This window comes from Nocardioides sp. R-C-SC26 (genome assembly GCF_021246465.1).
Taxonomy (GTDB): domain Bacteria; phylum Actinomycetota; class Actinomycetes; order Propionibacteriales; family Nocardioidaceae; genus Nocardioides.
The window spans coordinates 18,085-38,060 of record NZ_JAHRHK010000009.1 but is presented as its reverse complement, the minus strand read 5'-3'; the positions used below and the strand labels follow the sequence as shown (position 1 = coordinate 38,060).

Sequence of the window (19,976 nt, the reverse complement as noted above, 5' to 3'; positions counted from 1 at the left end):
CACCGCGGGTGGGCGGTGGTTGAGGAGCGAGCGCAGCGAGCGTCTCGAAACCGCTCTCGCCGGGGGTCGGTCTCGGCCCTGGTCCTACCGTGCTCCCATGCCGCCGCCCGTGGAGCCGCCACCCACCCCGTGGTCGCTGCCGGAGCCGGCCGACGTCGAGCGATGGCCCGACGACGACCTGGTCGCCGTCGGTGCCGACCTCGAGCCCGGCACACTGCTCGCGGCCTACCGCCGGGGGCTCTTCCCGATGCCCCTCGGGCCGGCGCTGGAGGAGGCGGCGAGCCGAAGCGGGAGGTATGCGCCCGATCCGATCGGCTGGTGGTCGCCGTTGGACCGTGGCGTCCTGCCGTTGGACGCGCTGGTGGTCTCCCGGTCGTTGCGACGCTCCTGCCGCGACTTCGAGGTGCGGGTCGACACCGCGTTCGCCGACGTCCTCGAGGCATGTGCCGACCCACGACGCGACGGTGGATGGATCGACGACCGCATCCAGGCGGCCTACCTGCGGCTCTACGAACTCGGATGGGCCCATTCCGTGGAGACCTGGCGCGAGGGCCGGCTGGTCGGAGGCCTCTACGGGCTGGCCATCGGCGGACTCTTCGCGGGGGAGTCGATGTTCCACCACGAACGCGACGCCTCCAAGGTCGCGCTGGTGGGTCTCGTGGAGCACCTGAGGGCCGACGACGCTGGCGGACCGCGGCTGATCGACGTCCAGTGGCATACCGACCATCTGGGCTCGCTGGGGGTGGTCGAGATGGCTCGGGAGGAGTATGTGCGGGGACTTCCGCGACTGTTCACCGCGGCGACGCCCGCGGTGTTCGCGGGCGTCCGGGGGCGCTGACTGAATCGGTCGCGGAGAGCGCCGACCAGGCGCTCACGCAGGTGTCCCACGAAAGGAACTCCGATGACCCCCTTGAAGCGCCGGGCCGCTGCCGTCACCGCGCCCTTCCTCCTGGCCCTCACGCTCACCGCCTGCGGTGGCGCTGGTGCCGATGCCCCGACCGATGCCTCGGTCGAGGACTTCTGCTCCACCTTCACCACCGCGACCGGCGCCGAGACGCCGAAGGACGCCGCCGACGAGCTGGCCGAGGTCGGCACGCCGGAGGACATCGACGACGAGGCTCGCGAGGGCTTCGAGATCATGGTCGACGCGCTCGACGGCGCCGAGGACGACGCCAGCTTCGATGCGGTCGAGGGCGAGGTCAGCGAGGACGACACGGCCAAGGTCACCGCGTTCGTGACCTATGCGGGCACGACCTGTGCCGACGCGATCACCGACGGCGGCACCGAGGACGAGCCCACCGACGGCGCCTCCTGATCCACGGTCCGATCGCACGGGCCACCCGGCCTCCGGCCCTTCGGCGCATGCGGGTTCCACCGGTCGACCGGGGGAACCCGCACGCGTCAGCCGTCCCCGGGTCGGCCGGGGTGGTGACGGGTGCTTGACTGAGGTCGCCATGAAGTACGCCGCCCTGCTGCCCGCGCTGCTCCTCCTCGTCACGGCCTGCAGCTCCGAGACGGCCATCGACGCCGCCGACGCCCCGCGCGACGCCGAGCCCCAGAGCTTCTGTGCCGCCTACGACCCGGATGCCGACCTGCGCGTCACGGCGCGTGACCTCGCCGACGTCGGCACGCCCGACGACATCCCGGCTGCGGGGCGTGCCGGCTTCGTGATCTTCGTGCGGGGGGGCGCGGCCGCCCGCGGCGCGCTCGCCGCCCTGACGGGCGACTCCTCCGACGGCGGCGACAGCGACGTCTCCGGCATGGTGACAGCAGCGGAGGAGCTCAGCGGCGACCCCGACGGCGCCGATCGCGACGCGGTCGCCGCGTTCCTGGAGTACGCCCGCGCGACCTGCTTCGCCTGAGTCCGACGCGCCGGCCGGGATCGGCCGCGCTGGTCGGCGGTCTCTCGTCAGACGACGGCGGGCGCCTGACCGTTCTCGCTGACCATCGGCCGCCCGGCCGCCTCCCAGTCGAGCATCCCGCCGTCGAGGTTGACCGCGTCGCGACCCTGCTGCAGCAGGTAGCCGGTGGCCTGAGCCGAACGACCGCCGACCTTGCAGACCACAAGCACCTGACCCTCCGGCACGTCGTCGAGACGCTCGGGCAGCGACATCAGCGGGATGTGGACCGCGCCGTCGATGTGCCCGTGATCCCACTCGACCTGCTCGCGGACGTCGAGCACGGCGAGGCCGGTGGGCAGCGGGTCGGGCACGCCGGCGATGACGACGGTGGGGATGCTCATGGGCCCATCCTCCCCGACGTGGACCGCTCGGGGTGGCACGGATAGGGCAGATGTCGGCCGGACGCCGCTGTCCGCGCGACCGCCTACTTGAGGAGCTTGCTCATCCGCCGGTCGGCCAGTGGCTTGCCGCCGGTCTGACAGGTCGCGCAGTACTGGAGGCTGGAGTCGGCGAACGAGACCTCGCGGACGATGTCGCCGCAGACCGGGCAGGGCTTGCCGGTCTGGGCGTGCACCGCCAGGTTCGACTTCTTCTCGCCCTTGAGCTCGGAGGCGGCCAGGCCGCTCGAGCGCTCGACGGCGGCGCCCAGGGTCTCGCGGATCGCGGTGTAGAGCGCGTCGAGCTCGTCGTCGGTCAGGCTGTTGGCGGGCTTGAACGGCGACATCCGCGCCGCGTGCAGGATCTCGTCGGAGTAGGCGTTGCCGATGCCGGCGATGGTGCCCTGGTGCCGCAGCACGCCCTTGAGCTGCTTGCGGCCCTCCGAGGAGAGGATGCCCGCGAGCACGTCCCGGGTGAAGTCGGAGGTGAGCGGGTCCGGGCCGAGCGAGGCCACGCGTTCGACCTCGAGAGGGTCGCGGACGACGTGCATCGCCAGGCTCTTCTTCGTGCCGGCCTCGGTGATGTCGATGGCGTGGGTCGCCCCGGTCTCGGGATCCTCGACGACGATCCGCACCGCGAGAGGCGACTTCGTGCTCGGCTTCGGGGGCAGGGCCGGCACCTCCTCGCGCCAGCGGATCCACCCGGCGCGGGCCAGGTGCAGCACGATGTGCACGCCGGAGGCGTCGATGTCGAGAAACTTGCCGTGCCGCCCGACGCCGTCCACGACGGTGCCGCGGAGCGCGGAGACAGGCGGGTCGAAGGTCTTCAGCGCGTTGAACGCCGTCACGTGGACCGCGGTGATCGCGCGCCCCACCAGCCGCCGCCGCAGATCGACGGCGAGCGCCTCCACCTCGGGCAACTCGGGCACGCCGTGGAGTCTACGAACGGCATGCGCAGGGGTCGAGGCGTCCCTGGCCCGAGCCGGACCAGACGGGCGACGGGCATGTCGCCGAGCGGTCGGCGAACCGTGACGGCCCGACGTCGGGCACCATGGTGGGCATGTCCGCCGCCGGCGACCCCGACCCGACGACGAAGAAGCCCACCCGCGTGCCGCTGGTGCGGTCGACGCCGCAGGTCGTGGCGCACCGTGGTGCCAGCTTCGACAACGCCGAGCACACCCTGGGCGCATATCTCGCCGCGCTGGAGACCGGCGCCGACGGGCTGGAGTGCGACGTCAGGTTGACCGCCGACGGCCATCTGGTGTGTGTGCACGACCGGACGTTGCGACGCACCGCGAGCACCAACGGCCTGGTCTCCACGATGAACCTCGCCGACCTCGACGAGCTCGACTTCGCCTCCTGGAAGCACCCGTGGTCCGAGCTGGACGACGAGGCACCCGAGCGCGACGACTCCCTCGACGGCGTGCTCACGTTGCGCAAGCTGCTCGAGGTGGTGGCCGACTTCGACCGGCGCGTCGAGGTCGCCATCGAGACCAAGCACCCGACCCGCTTCGGCGGCCTGGTCGAGCGGCGTCTGGTGGAGATGCTGCGCGACTTCGGCTGGACCAGGATCGGTGCGCCGGTGCGGGTGATGAGCTTCTCCTTCACCGCGCTCCAACGCGTCGAGCGACTGGCCCCCGAGGTGCCGCTGGTGATGCTGGTCGACAAGCCCCAGACCTGGCCGATGCTGCGTCGCGTCGTCGGCGACGACTGGCTGCTCGGCCCCGGCATCGCGATGCTGCGCGAGCACCCCAAGCTCGCGACCCGGATCGCCGAGAGCGGCCACGACGTCCACGTCTGGACGGTCAACACCCTCGCCGACCTCGAACTCTGCCGCTCGCTCGGCGTCAAGGCCGTCATCACGGATCGTCCGGCCTACATGCTCGACCAGCTCGGCCGCTGAGCCCTGCGGGGATAGCGCGTCCCATTCCGACCGTGCGGACGGCGTGTCGCGGCGTGTCGGGTTCGGAGACGGACGCGCTATCCGCCTACACGCCGCACTCGGGCCCCGGGCTAGGGTCGCGGGCATGGCGAAGAAGTCCAGGGTCAAGAACCGCGCGCAGGCTGCGGCGAGTGGGACGGCGGCAGGGGCGGGCGAGGTCGGCCCCCGGCAGCCGTGCCCGTGCGGGTCTGGACGGCGCTACAAGGCGTGCCACGGCGCGCCCGGCGGCGCTGCGCCGGTCTTCGTCGTGCGCCCGTTCGAGGGCGTCCCGGGCGAGTGCGACATCGTCGCGATGCGCGAGCTCGTGCCCGCCGCGACGGCGACCGTCGCCGTCAAGGGCACCGATCGTGTCGTCCAGCTGTGCACCCTGCTGCCGATGGCCGTGCCCGCGATGGCGCGCGACAGTGGGCAGGTGTGGGTCGGCCTCCAGGTGCAGCACCACTTCGGCGACCCCTCACGTGACCTGGCCGCCGTGCTGGAGCGGGCCCTGGCGCAGGCCGAGACGGGCGAGTCCGGCGTCGTCGGCCTCACCGAGTCGCCCGGTGACGGCCCCCGTCTGCAGGACCTCATCGAGGGCGACTCCCTTGAGGTCACCGTGCACGACGGCTTCGACTACTGGATCGCCGACGTCGAGGACGCCGGCGAGTTCGAGCACGCGCTGGAGCACGCCAACGAGTCGGTCGTGCCGACCTCGCGCCTGACGTCGGTCGAGGCGGCCTACTGGACCAACGTCGGCCCCAAGGAGCACCTGCGCTGGGTGATGCCCGAGCCCGAGGACGCCCTGCTCGACGCCTTGGCGCGCCTCCACGTCGCCGGCGCCGACGTCATCGTGCCCGACGCGCGTCTGATCGGGATGTTCCGTGCCCACGGCCTGCTCGCGCCGGTGTGGGACCTGCCGGTCGGCACCGGCGCGGAAGCGTTGGAGGAGCCCGCCGCGGCGTACAAGGCCGCCCTCGACGCCGCACTGGCCGACGAGACGCCGCTGACCACCGAGGAGCGCTCGGCGCGCTCCGGGCTGGCGACCCGCCAGGTCACCATCCGCTGACGGCGCGGTCGGGGCGGCTGCCCCGGATCGACACGATCGACCGGACGCCGGACGCCGGCGCAGACCGTGACTACCGGTGCTCCGCGCGCGCCCGGACGGCGTACGCAGCGAGCCGGTCGTAGCCCTTCACGTGCAGACGGCGCACCCGCCGGAAGCTGAACGGCGCCTCCTCGCGGGGCTCGTGCGGCTCGCGCCGACGTCGATCGGAGCCGTCGTCGCCAGGGCCTTCGGACGCCGTCCCGGCCGCGTGCTCGTCGTCGAGGGCCACACCCTCGTCCGCCGGCTCGCCGTCTCCCTCGCCGTGCAGCGCGTCGTACACGCCGCGATCGACGAGCACGGCGCCCGGCCGGGCCGCCGACGTCAGCCGCGCGGCGACGTTGACGGTCGCGCCGAAGACGTCGCCCAGCCGCGCGACCACCTCGCCGAAAGCGACGCCGGCGCGCACCTCGGGGAACGGGTCGTCCTCGTCGGCGCCCATCGCCGTCAGCCGCAGTGCGAAGGTGACGGCGTCGACCGGGTCGTCGAGCACGACGAGCACCTCGTCGCCGATGCTCTTGATCACCCGGCCACCGAGCTCGCCGGCCATGCTGGTGCTGCGATCCTCGAAGGCCTCGAGCCAGGCGACCAGCTCGCTCTCGCCGAGGGTCTTCGAGCGGGCCGTGTAGCCGACGATGTCGACGAAGACGACGGCGAGACGCTCGGTCACGGCGTCGGACTCCAGAACTGCCAGGATCCGCGAGCCGGCACTGGCTAGGTGTCGCCGCCAGATGTACCGCTGCAGCTCCTCCACCCGAGGCAGGACCTCGCTGACGAGTGCCGGCAGGGTCTCGCGCGGGTCACCGCCGGACTCGAGGGCGACGTCGGCCAGCAGGTCGGTCTGCCATTCGGCGAGACGGGCGAAGCTGCGGCCCCAGGTGCGCACGAGCGCGGCCTGGCGGTCGGGGCTCAAGATGCCCAGCCCCACCAGTTCGTGGGCCGCGCGCAGGGCCTCGACGTCGTCCTCGGTGAAGGCGACCGCGGTGTCCTCGACGTGGGCGAAGCCCAACAGCGACCAGAGCGCCGTCGCCACCTCCAGGGGGACCTCCGCCTCGGCGGCGACCTGGAGTCGCGTCAACGTCGGTGTGAGGCCGAGGACGTCGGACTCCACGGTCGCGAGCAGGCCCGCGAAGGCGGGTGTGTCGGTCGGCTCGGTCACGGTCGCGGCATCGCTGTGTGGGGGAGGAATGCGAACACGCGCCGGCGGGTCCTGATGTCAGGCGCCGCCGACGCGTGCGGCGTCGTCAGGGGTTCAGGCGCGACTCGACGACGGCCTCGAGCTTCTCGCGGAACGTGGGCATCTCCTCGATGAGCTCGCGGATGTCGGAGTCGGTGAAGTGGATGGCCTTGAGCGGCGTGATGGCCACGACGCTCGCGGTGCGCAGGGAGTGGCCGACGATGGCGGCCTCGCCCACGATGTCGCCGGCGCCGAGCTGGGCGATCTCCACTCCGTCGCGGCGCACCGAGACCTTGCCGTCGAGCAGGATGTAGGCCTTGTCCGCCGGGGTCTGCTCCCAGATCGGCGACCAGCCCTCAGGGAGCTTCACCGTCCGGCCGTGCGCGCTGATCTGCGCGACTTCCTTCGGGGTGAACGAGTCGAAGAACGTTGCCATCAGTGGGCCTTTCGCGAGGTGAGCTGGAGCGAGGTGAGTCGCCCGCCTGGGAGCCGTGGACGATCCTTGCCGACCGGCCGGAGCGTGTCCAGGGATCGAGGCCGACGCGAGGCGCGCGACCTCGACGACGGCCCCGTGCCCGGCGGGTTCAGAGTGGGTCGCGCACGATCGGGCAGCTCATGCACCGCGGACCGCCGCGCCCCGAGCCCAGCTCCGATCCCGCGATCTCGACGACGTCGATGCCCGCGTCACGAAGTCGGGCGTTGGTGGCGTCGTTGCGTTCGTAGGCGACCGCGACCCGCGGCCCGAGCGCCAGGGTGTTGTTGCCGTCGTCCCACTGCTCCCGCTCGGCCGTGACGGGGTCCAGGCCGGTGTCGATGCGGTGCACGGCGTCGATCCCGATCGCCTCCGCCGCCGCGGCGAGAAAGGGTCGCGGCGGGGCGACGGCGAGGTGCAGGGTGCCGTCGTCGTCGCGGCCCGCCACGGTGACGGCGTGCGCCACCAGCGCCTCGGCGACGTTCTCGTAGACGATCATCAGGTCGACGTCGACCATCGTGCAGATGGTGTCCAGGTGCATCGTGGCGCGCTCCTGCGCGATCGGCACCGCCAGCACCGTGTGGGCGAGATCGCCCTCGAAGACCTGGCGGGCGAACCGCTCCACGCCTGCCGGCGTCGTCCGCTCGCCCACGCCGACGGCGATCACGCCGGGCGCCACCAGCAGCACGTCGCCGCCCTCGACGTGCTCGAACTGGTGGCCGTGGATGCGGGGTGTGCCGGCGAAGCGGGGGTGGCGGGTGTAGATCAGCTCGGTCAGCTGGGTCTCCCGGGCGCGGGCCGGCATCGCGAGGGAGGTGATCGCCACGTGGTCGCGCACCCACACCGAGGAGTCGCGGGTGAAGAGCAGGTTGGGCAGCGGGTCGACCACGAAGTCGTCGGGCGCCAGCAGCGAGGTGACCAGGCCGCTCCCGCCGCGCAGCTCGTCGTTGCGGACTCCGGCGGTGAGCAGCGTCGTCAGCTCAGCGGGTGTCGCCGCCATCAGTGCCGAGCGCAGATACGTGCGTAGGGTGTCGCCGAGATGCAGCCCCGCCAGTGCGGTCGTGATCGCCAGCTCGCGTGCCTCGACGTCGGCCAGGGTCTCGGTGAGCAGGTCGGTGAGGTAGAGCACCTCGACATCGCGCGCTCGCAGCGCCATGGCGAACGCGTCGTGTTCCTCCTGCGCGCGGGCCACCCACGGCACGCCGTCGAAGAGCAGTCGGTCGTTGTTGCGGGGCGTGAGCCTGCTCAGCTCGTGGCCGGGTCGATGCAGCATCACCGTGCGGAGCCGTCCGACCTCACTGTCGGCACCGTGGGTCGCCATGACGTCACCCTAATCAGGATCGGCGGCCCGTCGACGCAACCGGACGCTCGTGGTGAGCGTCTCCACCGCATGACCATCTCGGAGACCACCACCATTTCGACGTCGAACCGGCTCCCCGGCCGCTCACTGCCTCGACCGCTCCGCTCGCGGCTCGCCGTCGCCGCCGTCCCGTTCCTCGCAGCCGGTCTGCTGGCCGCGTGCGGGGAGGAGGGCGAGGCGCTCGATCCGAGCCCGGCGGCCGTCGGCCCGGCCGCGCCGACGAGCACCGAGCCGGCCTCGACGCCGACGGCGTCCCGGGGCGCGCTCCCGGCGCTCTTCCCGTCGGTGCAGCCGCGCGAGGTGGGCCTCGGTGTGCGCCAGCGCTTCGACTCCGGAGTCAGCGGTGAGCTGACCCGCAGCGGCCAGCGCGTCGTGCTGACCGTCGACGGTGGCGACCAGCTCACCGGGGACCTCCCCGAGGCCGCCGTCGACCCGACCCTGCTGGCCCGTGAGTTCGACCTCGGCCAGGCCGGTGCGGGCTGGATGGTGCGCCAGGAGGGCGGCGACAGCGACCAGCGGTGGCTCATGGTCGGTCGCGGCGACGACCTGGTGCCGGCCGTCGTCGAGGACGGCGTGCCGTTCGGCAGCGGGTGGGACGCCGCGGGGCTACGTCACCGGTTCTGGGTGACCGCCGACTGGAACGGCCTGTACACCGCGGTGCAGCAGGACGATCCGTCGTCGGAGCGCTACCGCGTCTACTCCTGGGAGGTCACCGGGCCCGGTGAGGGCGGAACGAGGCCCGACGACCCGACGCCGTCGCTGGTGCCCACCGACCTAGGCATCGCCTGCCTCGACTTCGCCGCCGAGACCTACGAGCGCTGCTGAGTGCCCCCACCGGTCGGCTCAGCGCGGTACGCGCACCAGCAGTCGTCCGTGGATGCATTCCATGTGCAGTTCGCGACCCGCGCCGATCGAGTCGCCGTCGAGCTGACGGGGTGTGGGTGCTCCGGTACGGATCGACACGGTACGTCCGGTCATCCGGTTGATGGTGTCGTCGGTGCGGCGGCGGCGTGCCAGGACGCGCACGGCCAACGGGATCCAGGAGAGGAACCGCCGGGGGTAGAGCACCACGACGTCCAGCTGGCCGTCGTCGATCGAGGCGTCCGGGAGCAGCGGCATGCCGGCCTGCAGGTAACCCACGTTGCCCACGAGGACCGTGCGGGCGCGGTGCTTGGTCCACTCGGCGCCGTCGATGCTGATCTCGACCTTGGTCGCGGGGAACATCAGCGACTTCAAGCCCGAGATCACGTAGGCCAGCCAACCCACGCGCTTTTTGATGTCCTCGTTGACGCCCTCCATGATCGCGGCGTCGAAGCCCATGCCTGCCATCACCAGGAAGTGGCTCTCGAAGGAGGTCGAGCCCGGCGAGGCGGTCTCGTCCGCTGCCTCGGAGGTCTCCTCGGCGTCGTCGTCGGCGATGCGGTCGCCGCGCACGTGCACCATGTCGATCGCGCGGTCCTGCCCGGTGAGCGCGACGTCGATCGCCGCCCGGATGTAGAGCGGGATGTCGAGGTTGCGGGCCAACAGGTTGCCGGTGCCCGCCGGCACGATGCCGACCGGGATCCCAGTGCCGGCGAGCTCGGCGCACACCTCGCGCACGGTGCCGTCGCCACCGCAGACGATCACGAGATCGGCGCCCTCGACGGCCGCCTGCTCGGCCTGGCCGGTGCCGGAGTCCTCGACCGTCGTCTCGTACCAGCGCGGCTCCCGCCACCCGGCCTCGCGCGCCATCGCGGTCACGGTGCGCCGGAACGTCTCGGCGTCCTCCACCTTGATGGGGTTGAGCACGACCGCCAGCCGGCGTGCGCTCGGCAACGCCTGGGGCAGCGGGTCGCTTCGCTCGGCGTGGCTGCGCGGCTGCGGGTTGTAGAGCGCCAGCCCCACCAGCACCCAGAACGCCCCGACGAGGCCGCCGGCGACGACGTCGGTGAGGAAGTGGCGGCCGAGCAGCAACCGGTCCGCCGCGACCACGAGGGCGACGACGAGAGCGAGCGACTCCAGCAGGATGCGGACGTTGCGCCGACGCACCAACATCACCACGAGCACGATGACGACGCCGGCCAGCGCGGCGATCGAGGACGCGTGTCCCGAGGGGAACGAGCCGTCGCCGTAGTAGTCGGAGAAGCGCCAGGACGGGCGATCGCGGTCGAAGAGGGACTTCAGCGCGAGGGTGGTGATCCGCGCGGCGATGATCACCCCGACGGCGAAGACCGCCGCGCGGCGATGGTTCTTCGACCACAGGAAGACCGCCAGCACCACCGTGTAGGCGGTCATCGGCCAGGTGCTGAAGACTCCCTCCACGCCGACCAGCACCGAGGCCCACGTCGTGTCGGACCCGGGCACCCACGTCGACGTCGTGTCGTCGAGACCGGCCAGCCACCCCCACTCCTGGGTGACGCCGACCGCGAGCACGCCGAAGACGAGGAGCAGCAGGCCTGCCCAGCTGAGCTGCAGCAGGCGGGGTCGGTCGAGCACGGCCGTCCTCTCGGGGGTGCGGAGCCACCCCGGACACCCGGAGAGGCCAGCACAGTATGGCGAACCGTCCGACCGATCCCGCCTTCGAGGACGCCCGCCGGGCCAGGGCGGGATAGGTGGCCACCGCGCCTGAGCGGAGTGGCGACCGCGGGCGGGGAAACCGGGTGAGGTCCGGTTCGCGGCACCGATAGCCTCGACGTCATGATCGACCCGCGCATCCTCCGCGACGAACCCGACCGCGTCCGCGCCGCCCAGGCCAAGCGCGGTCTCTCCGACGCCCTCGTCGACCAGGCGCTCGCCGCCGACGCCGCCCGGCGCGCCGCGATCGGCGTCTTCGAGAGCCGTCGTTCGGAGCAGAAGGGCCTCGGCAAGCAGGTGGCGCAGGCCCAAGGCGAGGAGAAGCAGGAGCTGCTCGCGCGCACCAAGGCCCTGGCCGCGGAGGTCAAGGCCGCCGAGGCCGAGCAGGCGGCCGCGGAGGAGGCATGGAACGCCGCGATCATGGCGATCCCCAACCTGGCCGCCGAGCAGACGCCCGCCGGTGGCGAGGACGACTTCGTCGTGCTCGAGCACGTCGGCACGCCGCGCGACTTCGCCGCGGAGGGCTTCGAGCCGCGCGACCACATCGAGCTCGGTCGTCTGCTGGGTGCGATCGACCTCGACCGCGGTGCGAAGGTGTCGGGCTCGCGGTTCTACTTCCTCACCGGCGTCGGAGCCGAGCTCGAGTTCGCCCTCATCAACCTCGCGATGGCCCAGGCTCGCGACGCCGGGTTCACCCAGATGATCGCCCCGTCGCTGGTGCGCCCGCGCGCGATGGAGGGCACCGGCTTCCTCGGTCAGGCGGCCGACGACGTGTACCGGATCGAGGGCGAGGACCTCTACCTCGTAGGTACCTCGGAGGTGCCGATGGCGGCCTACCACTCCGAGGAGATCCTCGACGGTGCCACGCTGCCGCGGCGCTACGCCGCCTTCAGCCCCTGCTTCCGCAAGGAGGCCGGCTCCCACGGCAAGGACACCAAGGGCATCATCCGGGTGCACTGGTTCGACAAGGTCGAGATGTTCGTCTACACGACCGTGGAGGACGCCGATGCCGAGCACGCGCGGCTCCTGGCCTGGGAGAAGGCCTTCCTCGACAAGCTCGAGCTGGCCTACCGGGTGATCGACGTCGCCGCCGGAGACCTCGGCCTCTCGGCGATCCGCAAGTTCGACTGCGAGGCCTGGATCCCCACCCAGGGCAAGTATCGGGAGCTGACCTCGACGTCGAACTGCACCGAGTTCCAGACCCGCCGTCTCGACACCCGCGGCCGGTTCGCCGGCGAGATCCGGCCGATCGCGACCCTGAACGGCACGCTCTGCGCGATGACCCGCACGATCGTCGCGATCTTGGAGACCCACCAGCAGGCCGACGGGTCGGTCCGGGTGCCGGAGGCGCTGCGGCCCTACCTGGGTGGCCGCGAGGTGCTCGAGCCGGTGGTGTCGTGACGGCGGGTTTCCCCGGTCGACCGGGGAAACCTGGACTGGGCGGGCAATACGTCGCCTGTCAGGTGACAGTCCTGCCCGCCCAGCCCCGCCCGTTCTGCCGCGCGCGGATGCCGAGCACGGTGCGACGGAGCCCCCGGTGACCTCCTGGACGCCGCGCCTGGTCGCGCTCGACATCGACGGCACCCTGCTCAAGTGGGTCGAGGGCGCGGGCACGACGTACGAGCAGATCGCGCCCCGGCTCCAGGCCGCGATCGACCGCGCCTACGACGCGGGCGCGCACATCGTGCTCGCCTCCGGGCGCTCGGCGCACGGCATGACCCGCATCGCCGATCTGCTCGACCTCCGGGGCCGAGACGGCGAGCGCCTCTGGGTGGTGGCGAGCAACGGCGCGGTGATCTTCCGCTACGACGTCGCGCCCGGCGGCGGTGAGGTCGAGATCGTGCACGAGGAGACCTTCGACGCCGGCCCGGCCGTGCGCGCCGTCCTGCGCGAGCACCCCACGGCACGACTGGCGATCGAGGAACGTGGTGTCGGCTATCGGGTCACGACGCCGTTCCCCGAGGGGGAGCTCAACGGCGAGATGATCGTCACCGACGTCGAGCACCTGGTCGCGGCGCCGGTGAGCCGCGTGATCGTGCGCGATCCCGATGCCACCGCCGAGGACTTCGTCGACCTGACCAGCCGCCTCGGCCTGCATGGCACCGACTACATCGTCGGCTGGACGGCCTGGCTCGACCTGACGCCGGTCGGCGTCTCCAAGGCCTCCGGACTGCAGTACGTGTGCGACGAGCTGGGGCTGACCGCCGCCGACGTACTGGCGATCGGCGATGGCCGCAACGACATCGAGATGCTCACCTGGGCCGGCCGTGGCGTCGCGATGGGCCAGGCGATCGAGCCGGTCCGCGAGGTCGCCGACCACGTCACCGGGACCGTCTACGACGACGGAGCCGCCGTCGAGTTGGAGCGGTGGTTCGGCGGTGCCTGAGGTGCGGCCCGGCCCAGGGCCCGAGGCCGGGACCCGCCCGGTGCTCCCGACGTGCGTCGCCTCGGGTCGCGTTCGGTTGATCGCGATCACGCCCGATGACGCAGCCGACCTCGTCGCCGGACGGCGACAGGATCGATGGCACCCGGAGTTCCCGCGCCGTGACGACGTCGACGTTGCCGCGTCGGTGCCGATGGCAGCGGACTGGGGCGGCTGGGGACCGCGCTACCTCGTCGCCCGGCAGCAGGCGATCGGCACCATCGGCTTCCACGCCCCGCCTTGGCTCGAGCCGACCGGCGAGGTCGAGATCGGCTTCGGGCTGGTGCCGTCCGCGCGCGGCCACGGGCTCGGTACCGAGGCCGTGGCGGCCCTGTTGGCCGAGGTGGACGCTGTCGGCGTCCAGGTCCGCGCCAGTGTCGGCCCGGGGAACGCCGCCAGCCTGCGGCTGCTGGCCGTGGGCGGATTCACCGCGCTGCGCGGTAGCGACGAGGACGGCCGGCTGGTGCTCGGCCGGCCGGGCCGGACGTCCCGGGTGGCTCCTCCGACCGGGGATCTGTTGTGATGGTCGGCATGCCGCAGCGCGTCAGCTCCCACGTCTCGCCCGCGACGTCCTCCCGATCGCACTCCGAGGCGTCGACCGTGCGCTTCCTGGCGGGCGTGATCGCCGCGGTCCTGCTGGGAGGCTCCGCGCTGCTGGCCGCATCGCCCGCGTCCGCGGTCTCGGGCGCGCGCCCGGTGTCGGCGGTGGCGCTCGCGGCCCCGCAGTCCACGACGCCGACAGACGTCTTCGCCGGCCAGGTCGAGCGGGTGCAGCAGCTCCAGGGGCAGGCCGGACGGCCGCGCTTCCTCTACACCGTGCACGTGCTGGAGGTCTACGGCGAGAGCGCCATCTCCACCGCGCGGGTGATGGTGCACAGCTCGGCCGTGTTCGCGCGCTGCGACAACCGGCCGCGCCGTGCCGCGGGCACGCTCTATGCCTTCGCGATCTCGCGCCAGGGCGAGCGACTGACGGCGACCCGGTGCGCCGACGTCCGTGAGATCCAGCGCGACGATCGCGACACGCTGGTGCGCCGCTACGGCGACGCGCGCCCCCCGGTGCCGGAGAAGGAGCCGGAGCCGCCGTTGCCCGCGGTGGCCTATGAGTGCCCCGAGACCGGCGATGCGATCAGCGGGCCGTCGGCCGCCGCGTCGGAGTGCGACGAGGTCGGTGCGGTCGCCGATCTCGACCGCTCCGCAGCGCCGGGGCTGGCGCTCACGCTGATCGGGTTGCTCGGCCTGGTCGTGGTCCGTCGCGCCGCTCGCCGTTGACGGTCGCGACGACGGTGGTCGAGGAGGTCGCTCTGCGACCGTCCCCCGACCCCTGGGTCAGAGGTACATCCCGCCCGTGCCGGACGGGGCGTCGTCTCCCGCTTCGACCGGTGCGCCCGGGGCCCCGGGAGAACCCGGCATGCTGCCAGGCAGCGCCCGCCGGATCTGCTCGACCTGGGCGCGCGCGGCCATCTGCTGGGCATAGATCGCCGTCTGGATGCCGTGGAAGAGACCCTCGAGCCAGCCCACCAGCTGGGCCTGCGCGATCCGCAGCTCGCCCTCGGAGGGCACGCCGTCCTCGGTGAAGGGCAGGGAGAGTCGGCGCAGCTCCTCGACGAGCTCGGGGGCCAGGCCCTGCTCGAGCTCGGCGATCGACGCGGCGTGGATGTCCTTGAGGCGGTTGCGGCTCGCCTCGTCGAGCGGGGCGGCCTTCACCTCTTCGAGCAACTGCTTGATCATGCTGCCGATCCGCATCACCTTGGCCGGCTGCTCGACCAGATCGGTCAGGTTCCGCTCGCCGCCCTCGTCGTCGTCCGAGGCGGTGTCGAGCGCAGACGCCGGGACGAGACCGATCGGCTTGCCGTCGGGGCCGACCACCATGACGTGCTGCTCGCCGTCGGGGGAGTCGAGGACGGCCTCGGGAGTGGCCTCGGAAGACTGCTGCTCGGTCATGCCCCCACCGTACCGAGCCGTGCCGACGCTGCTGGTCCGGGCGGTGGCGGGGGCGGTGGCCGCAATGTCACAGGGTGAGCAGGATCTTCCCGGTGTGGGTGCCGTCGTCGATCAGCGTGTGCGCGCGGCTCGCCTCCTCCAGCGGGAGGCGCGTGGAGACCACCGGGCGTAACGTGCCGTCGCCGAACAGCGGCCAGACGTGCTCCACCACCGAGGCGCAGATCGCTGCCTTGCCGGACGCGGGGCGCCCGCGCAGCGACGTCGCGATCACCGCGCCGCGCTTGTTCAGCAGGCGTGCGATGTCGAGCTCGCCGCGCACGCCACCTTGCATGCCGATGATGACGAGGCGGCCCTCGTCGGCCAGCACGTCGACGTTGCGGCCGAGGTACTTCGCGCCCATGTTGTCGAGCACGACGTCCGCGCCGTGGCCGCCCGTCGCCTCGCGCACGATCTGGACGAAGTCCTCGTTGCGGTAGTCGATCGCCCGCTCGGCACCCAGGCTGCGGCACAGCTCAGCCTTCTCCGGTGACCCGACCGTGGTGAAGACCCGGGCACCGAGGGCGGACGCGAGTTGGATGGCGAAGGTGCCGATGCCGCCGGCGCCGCCGTGCACCAGGAACACCTGCCCCGGCTGCAGGCTCGCCACCATGAACACGTTCGACCACACTGTGCACGCGACCTCGGGCACCGCCGCGGCACTGACGAGGTCGACCCCCGGTGGCAGCGGCATCACCTGGCCGGCCGGTACGGCGACCTGCGAGGCGTAGCCTCCGCCGGCGAGCAGAGCGCAGACCTCCTGCCCCACCGACCAGCCCTCGACCCCGTCACCGACCGCGACGATCGTGCCGCTGCACTCCAGGCCGATGATGTCGCTCGCGCCCGGCGGGGGCGGGTAGAACCCCAGGCGCTGCAGCACGTCGGCCCGGTTGACCGCGGTCGCCGCGACGTCGATGACGACCTCGCCCGCGCCTGGAGCCAGGTCGGGCAGCTCCCTGATGCCCAGGACCTCGGGGCCGCCGGCACCGTCGGCGACGATCGCCCTCACCGGGCCGCCTCGAGATCCTCGAAGTCGGCCACGTCTCCGGTGTGGTCGACCCGCGCGACGCTGCCGTCGTCGGGCACGTCGTCATCGATGTCGTCGGGGTCCGGAGCCGCCGCGGGACGGTCCCAGCTCTCGGCCAGGCGCTGGGCTCGGACGGAGAGCGCCTCGAGGTCGTCGGGGTCGGCGTCGCGCTTCGCCGCGGCGTAGCCGAGCAGGAAGGCGGTGACCGGTCCGGCGTCGGGATGAACAGAGTCGGTGGCCAGGTCCGCGAGATCGCGGACCAGTCCCTCATCGACCTCGGTGTCGAGATCGAGCACGTCGCAGAGCTCGTCGATCCAGTCGTGGAGGTTCACCTCTCCACTGTCTCCAGACCGGGCCGTGCACGCAACATCGGATCTGGCCCGGAGCGGCCGGCCACGGTCGGCGGGGTCACGTCACGTGCGGGCCCGAGGGCCACTCGGTCTCGCCGAGATCGCGCAGGTCGGTCCAGGTGTCGATGTCAGCGGCCTCGTCGCCCATCCCCGGCACCTCGGCCAGGTCGAGAGGCTCGAGCAGCGTCCGCATCGCCATGCCGTGCCGCTCCTCCAGCTCGGGGGCGACGGCGTCGAGGCGCGCGACGTCGAGCACCATCGAGAGCTGGCGGCGACCCTCGTCGTCCACGAGCACGGCACCGTCGCGGTCGCCGACGGCGTGGCGCATCCGCCGCAAGGTCCACGCCGTCACACGCGGCATGTCGACGGCGAGCACGGCGACCGTGCGCGGGCGCCGGAAGAACTGATCGAGGCCGGTCAGCAGACCCGCGACCGGGCCGCCGTAGCGCGGGTCCTCGCGCACGAAGGTCACCGGGCGCTCCGTCGGCACCTGGTGCCCGACGACGACCACCTCGGCGGCGTCCATCACGGCGTCGAGCGCGTGGGTGAGCAGCGTGCGTCCCTCGACCTCGACCGCGGCCTTGTCGAATCCGCCCATCCGGACCGCGAGCCCGCCCGCGAGGATCACGGCGCTGTAGCTGTCCAGGAGCGGGTTCGAGGTGGGCACGGCCACATCCAAGCAAAGTGCCACCCGCGTGGCACGCTGGCAGCGTGCGCGAGGAGTTGACGATCCGGCTGGTTCAGGAGGCCTCTGCCCTGGAGCCCGAGGAGAACCGCGGCCGCCTGCCCGACCTGGTGCGCCCGGGGGCCGAGGTGGTCGTGCTGCCCGAGGCGTTCGCCCGCGACTTCGGCGAGGCCGGGTCCGATGTGAGCCAGGCCGCCGAGCCCACGGACGGCGTCTTCGCCACGGCACTCGCGGCCGCCGCCGAGGCGGCAGGCACGACCGCCGTCGCCGGTATGTTCGAGCACAGCACCGACGCCACCCGCCCGTTCAACACCCTGGTGGCGCGCGGCGCCGTGTCGGCGGACTACCGCAAGATCCACCTCTACGACTCGTTCGGCTACCGCGAGTCCGATCGACTGATGCCGGGGGAGATCGCGCCCGTCGTCGTCGACGTCGCGGGCTGGCGGCTGGGGCTGATGACCTGTTACGACCTGCGCTTCCCCGAGCTGGCGCGCGCGCTCGTCGACGACGGCGCGGAGGTGCTCGTCGTCGCGGCGGCCTGGGTGGCGGGCCCGCGCAAGGTCGATCACTGGCGCACCCTCGCGCGGGCGCGCGCCATCGAGAACACCGTGTTCGTGCTCGCCTGTGGTCAGCCCGCCCCGCGCTACACCGGCCACTCCCTCGTCGTCGACCCGCTCGGCGACGTCCTGGGCGAGGCCGGGGACGGCCCCGGCGTCGTCGAGGCGACCCTGCGTCGCGCCGTCCTCGACGAGGCGCGGACGACCAACCCCTCGCTCCGCAATCGGCGGATCGGCCGGGCCGAGGGATAGCAAACGGATTTCGGTAGGTCGGCACGGCGGGTCGTCGGCGTGTCGCCTGCCAGAACACGTTCGGTATCCGTGGGGGCCAGCCGGGTAGATTCCGACCCCGTGAGCACCGACGTCGAGGCCGCGCCGACGCGGCGGGGTGACGGCCCCCGCGGTGGTCGCGACGCGGCGGCCCGCGCGGCTGCCCTGCGCGCCCGCGTCGAGATGTTCGCGGCATCGTCGTGGCCGTTCCGCATCGCCGCCGGAGTCCTCGTGCTCGGGGTCGTGACCCTCGCCCTGGCGGCGTTCGACCTCGGCCCGGCAGCCCTGGCCGGCGGGGGCGCCGTCGCCGTCACCTCCACCTTCGCCTGGGCCCTCGCCGCCCGCACCGGCGGGCGGCCCGTCCTCTTCGGCGGCCTCGCCCTCGTGCTCGGCACCATCGCCGCGTCCTCCGACTCCGATCTCCTGCGTTCGGGTGCGGCGCTCGCCGTCGCCGTCCTGGCTGCGGTGCTCGGCGTGATGGCGACCGTCCCCGCCGTCCGGTTCGTCGCTGCCGTACGCGAGACGCTGCTCGCACTGGCGATCGCAGCGGTGGGAGCGATGGCGGTGGTCGGCTTCTCGCCCGCGATCGAGATCGCGCGGTTCGAGTACGCCACCTTCGGCCTCGCCCTCGCCGGAGCGCTCACGCTGGTCTACCGGCTCGGCGCCGGGCTGCACGGGCTCGGTCGTCGGGGCGTCGTCATCGTGATCGTGGGTGGCGCGTTGCTCGCGCTCACCGTGCTGTACGCCGAGCTGCTGCGTCGCTACGGCGAATCGGGGCTCGTCTCCTCGATGCTCGACGTCGTCGGCCGGGTGCGTGAGGACGCCGGGGCGTTCCCGCGGCCCGTGATGAGCGTGCTCGGCGTTCCGGCCCTGCTGTGGGGCTGCCACATGCGCGCGCGACGTCGTCAGGGCTGGTGGGTCTGCGTCTTCGGTGTCGCCGGCACGGTGCCCGTGGCCAACGCGCTGATCAATCCCGATGTCGCGCTGAGCGAGTCGGTGCTGGCGGTGGCCTACGGGCTCGGCGTCGGCGTCCTGATCGGCTACGCGATCATCCGCATCGACGTCGCCTTCACCGGCTCACGGCCGCGCGGGCGTCGCAGCCGGGTGGCCGAGGAGGCCACCGCGGTGCGGCCCGAGCCGCCCCGCACCGCCGCGCTGCTCTGAGATCCGCGTCACCGATCGCGCCACGGCGCCGTCGGTCCGGCGTCCAGGTGGTGTGAATTCGGGTACCCCTCGGTAACGGTTAGCGTCGCCGGTATGGCGCGCGACCCCCTGATCGACATCGTCTCCGAGCTGGTCGCGAACGTGCTCGCGGTGTCGGTCACCCCCGGTGCGCGCGTGGCCGCGGGCGAGGAGGTCGCGCTCCTGGAGTCGATGAAGATGGAGATCCCCGTCATCGTCGAGTCCGGCGGCGTCGTGGAGGCCGTCAAGGTCGCACCCGGCGACGTCGTCCAGGACGGCGACGTGCTGATCACGGTGCGCCCCTCGTCCTGAGCCACCGGCGGCCGAGACGGGTGGCTGAGACGGTTCATCGACGTGTCGCCGGGTCTCGACAGGCTCGACCACCGGGGGTGCGGTCATCGAGCTTGTCGAGATGCGGCGGGGTCTCGACAGGCTCGACCACCGGGGGTGCGGTCATCGAGCTTGTCGAGATGCGGCGGGGTCTCGACAGGCCCGACCACCGGCGGAGCTCTGGCAGAGAGGGCGGGATTCGAACCCGCGGTAGGTCTCCCTACGACCGCTTTCAAGGCGGTTCCGATCGGCCACTCCGGCACCTCTCCAGGCCGCGGGGCAGGCGCGGAGCCGTACCCGTGCGACGTCCCGT

Annotated in this window: 23 protein-coding genes and 1 tRNA gene; 13 read left to right on the top strand and 11 right to left on the bottom strand. The window is 72.6% G+C overall.

From position 1 onward, the window contains the following. Window positions 1–97: 97 nt before the first annotated feature. The 3 genes from aat to KSO97_RS09975 all read left to right on the top strand — a co-directional run bounded on the left by aat (window position 98) and on the right by KSO97_RS09975 (window position 1,862). Window positions 98–838: a leucyl/phenylalanyl-tRNA--protein transferase gene (gene aat, locus KSO97_RS09985; RefSeq protein ID WP_232678416.1), complete on the top strand. Its 741-nt coding sequence runs from the start codon at window positions 98–100 to the stop codon at window positions 836–838. Between the two features lie 63 nt (window positions 839–901). Then, window positions 902–1,315 carry a hypothetical protein gene (locus KSO97_RS09980; protein ID WP_232678414.1) on the top strand — a complete coding sequence of 138 codons (414 nt, stop codon included), beginning with the start codon at window positions 902–904 and terminating at the stop codon, window positions 1,313–1,315. 124 nt (window positions 1,316–1,439) lie between these two features. Further along, on the top strand, window positions 1,440–1,862 hold the full coding sequence (locus KSO97_RS09975) for a hypothetical protein (RefSeq protein WP_232678413.1): 423 nt from the start codon (window positions 1,440–1,442) through the stop codon (window positions 1,860–1,862). A 47-nt stretch (window positions 1,863–1,909) separates the two neighbouring features. Here the strand turns inward: KSO97_RS09975 and KSO97_RS09970 are convergent, their stop codons facing one another. Together KSO97_RS09970 and KSO97_RS09965 are read right to left on the bottom strand one after the other, a co-directional pair. Beyond that, window positions 1,910–2,242, bottom strand: a complete 333-nt coding sequence (locus tag KSO97_RS09970) for a rhodanese-like domain-containing protein (protein WP_232678412.1) — start codon at window positions 2,240–2,242, stop codon at window positions 1,910–1,912. An 83-nt stretch (window positions 2,243–2,325) separates the two neighbouring features. Next, on the bottom strand, window positions 2,326–3,207 hold the full coding sequence (locus KSO97_RS09965; protein ID WP_232678410.1) for an Fpg/Nei family DNA glycosylase: 882 nt from the start codon (window positions 3,205–3,207) through the stop codon (window positions 2,326–2,328). Window positions 3,208–3,338: 131 nt separating this feature from the next. On the opposite strand from KSO97_RS09965, the gene KSO97_RS09960 reads away from it, so the two are divergent. Then, a complete protein-coding gene (locus KSO97_RS09960) occupies window positions 3,339–4,181 on the top strand; it encodes a glycerophosphodiester phosphodiesterase family protein (RefSeq protein WP_232678408.1) in 843 nt (280 codons plus the stop codon). A gap of 124 nt (window positions 4,182–4,305) precedes the next feature. Beyond that, on the top strand, window positions 4,306–5,265 hold the full coding sequence (locus tag KSO97_RS09955; RefSeq protein ID WP_232678406.1) for a DUF5926 family protein: 960 nt from the start codon (window positions 4,306–4,308) through the stop codon (window positions 5,263–5,265). A 70-nt stretch (window positions 5,266–5,335) separates the two neighbouring features. On the opposite strand, the gene KSO97_RS09950 is transcribed toward KSO97_RS09955, so the two are convergent. The 3 genes from KSO97_RS09950 to KSO97_RS09940 form a co-directional block, all read right to left on the bottom strand. Then, window positions 5,336–6,460 carry an adenylate/guanylate cyclase domain-containing protein gene (locus KSO97_RS09950; RefSeq protein WP_232678404.1) on the bottom strand — a complete coding sequence of 375 codons (1,125 nt, stop codon included), beginning with the start codon at window positions 6,458–6,460 and terminating at the stop codon, window positions 5,336–5,338. An 85-nt stretch (window positions 6,461–6,545) separates the two neighbouring features. After that, window positions 6,546–6,914 (bottom strand): cyclic nucleotide-binding domain-containing protein, encoded by a 369-nt coding sequence (locus KSO97_RS09945; RefSeq protein ID WP_232678402.1) that lies wholly within the window; start codon window positions 6,912–6,914, stop codon window positions 6,546–6,548. Window positions 6,915–7,062: 148 nt separating this feature from the next. Then, on the bottom strand, window positions 7,063–8,271 hold the full coding sequence (locus tag KSO97_RS09940; RefSeq protein WP_232678400.1) for an arginine deiminase: 1,209 nt from the start codon (window positions 8,269–8,271) through the stop codon (window positions 7,063–7,065). 69 nt (window positions 8,272–8,340) lie between these two features. Between KSO97_RS09940 and KSO97_RS09935 the strand changes: the two genes are divergently transcribed. Continuing rightward, the gene (locus KSO97_RS09935; protein WP_232678398.1) at window positions 8,341–9,135 is read left to right on the top strand and encodes a hypothetical protein; all 795 of its coding nucleotides are present in this window, start codon (window positions 8,341–8,343) and stop codon (window positions 9,133–9,135) included. An 18-nt stretch (window positions 9,136–9,153) separates the two neighbouring features. Here the strand turns inward: KSO97_RS09935 and KSO97_RS09930 are convergent, their stop codons facing one another. Then, on the bottom strand, window positions 9,154–10,785 hold the full coding sequence (locus KSO97_RS09930; protein ID WP_232678397.1) for a diacylglycerol kinase family protein: 1,632 nt from the start codon (window positions 10,783–10,785) through the stop codon (window positions 9,154–9,156). A gap of 201 nt (window positions 10,786–10,986) precedes the next feature. On the opposite strand from KSO97_RS09930, the gene serS reads away from it, so the two are divergent. From serS to KSO97_RS09910, 4 genes are all read left to right on the top strand, one after another. After that, a complete protein-coding gene (gene serS, locus KSO97_RS09925; protein WP_232678395.1) occupies window positions 10,987–12,264 on the top strand; it encodes a serine--tRNA ligase in 1,278 nt (425 codons plus the stop codon). 136 nt (window positions 12,265–12,400) lie between these two features. Continuing rightward, window positions 12,401–13,249 (top strand): HAD family hydrolase, encoded by an 849-nt coding sequence (locus tag KSO97_RS09920; protein WP_232678393.1) that lies wholly within the window; start codon window positions 12,401–12,403, stop codon window positions 13,247–13,249. Next, entirely contained in the window at window positions 13,242–13,808 is a 567-nt protein-coding gene (locus KSO97_RS09915) for a GNAT family N-acetyltransferase (protein WP_232678391.1), read from the top strand. The genes KSO97_RS09920 and KSO97_RS09915 overlap by 8 nt, the downstream gene beginning before the upstream one ends. Before the next feature lie 8 nt (window positions 13,809–13,816). Continuing rightward, on the top strand, window positions 13,817–14,554 hold the full coding sequence (locus KSO97_RS09910) for a hypothetical protein (RefSeq protein WP_232678389.1): 738 nt from the start codon (window positions 13,817–13,819) through the stop codon (window positions 14,552–14,554). Window positions 14,555–14,611: 57 nt separating this feature from the next. Here the strand turns inward: KSO97_RS09910 and KSO97_RS09905 are convergent, their stop codons facing one another. The 4 genes from KSO97_RS09905 to KSO97_RS09890 all read right to left on the bottom strand — a co-directional run bounded on the left by KSO97_RS09905 (window position 14,612) and on the right by KSO97_RS09890 (window position 17,306). Beyond that, window positions 14,612–15,226: a bacterial proteasome activator family protein gene (locus KSO97_RS09905; RefSeq protein WP_232678387.1), complete on the bottom strand. Its 615-nt coding sequence runs from the start codon at window positions 15,224–15,226 to the stop codon at window positions 14,612–14,614. Window positions 15,227–15,293: 67 nt separating this feature from the next. Further along, complete coding sequence (locus KSO97_RS09900; protein ID WP_232678385.1) at window positions 15,294–16,271, bottom strand: NAD(P)H-quinone oxidoreductase; 978 nt, start codon at window positions 16,269–16,271, stop codon at window positions 15,294–15,296. Then, window positions 16,268–16,621: a DUF6457 domain-containing protein gene (locus KSO97_RS09895; protein WP_232678384.1), complete on the bottom strand. Its 354-nt coding sequence runs from the start codon at window positions 16,619–16,621 to the stop codon at window positions 16,268–16,270. The genes KSO97_RS09900 and KSO97_RS09895 overlap by 4 nt, the downstream gene beginning before the upstream one ends. A 76-nt stretch (window positions 16,622–16,697) precedes the next feature. Further along, the gene (locus tag KSO97_RS09890) at window positions 16,698–17,306 is read right to left on the bottom strand and encodes a molybdenum cofactor guanylyltransferase (RefSeq protein WP_232678382.1); all 609 of its coding nucleotides are present in this window, start codon (window positions 17,304–17,306) and stop codon (window positions 16,698–16,700) included. 44 nt (window positions 17,307–17,350) lie between these two features. On the opposite strand from KSO97_RS09890, the gene KSO97_RS09885 reads away from it, so the two are divergent. The 3 genes from KSO97_RS09885 (at window position 17,351) to KSO97_RS09875 (ending at window position 19,645) form a co-directional block, all read left to right on the top strand. Continuing rightward, complete coding sequence (locus KSO97_RS09885) at window positions 17,351–18,133, top strand: nitrilase-related carbon-nitrogen hydrolase (protein ID WP_232678380.1); 783 nt, start codon at window positions 17,351–17,353, stop codon at window positions 18,131–18,133. A gap of 99 nt (window positions 18,134–18,232) precedes the next feature. Continuing rightward, window positions 18,233–19,315 carry a hypothetical protein gene (locus KSO97_RS09880; RefSeq protein ID WP_232678378.1) on the top strand — a complete coding sequence of 361 codons (1,083 nt, stop codon included), beginning with the start codon at window positions 18,233–18,235 and terminating at the stop codon, window positions 19,313–19,315. A 93-nt stretch (window positions 19,316–19,408) separates the two neighbouring features. Then, window positions 19,409–19,645, top strand: a complete 237-nt coding sequence (locus KSO97_RS09875) for a biotin/lipoyl-binding carrier protein (protein ID WP_232678376.1) — start codon at window positions 19,409–19,411, stop codon at window positions 19,643–19,645. A gap of 199 nt (window positions 19,646–19,844) precedes the next feature. On the opposite strand, the gene KSO97_RS09870 is transcribed toward KSO97_RS09875, so the two are convergent. After that, window positions 19,845–19,932 (bottom strand) — tRNA-Ser (locus tag KSO97_RS09870). Window positions 19,933–19,976 lie beyond the last annotated feature (44 nt).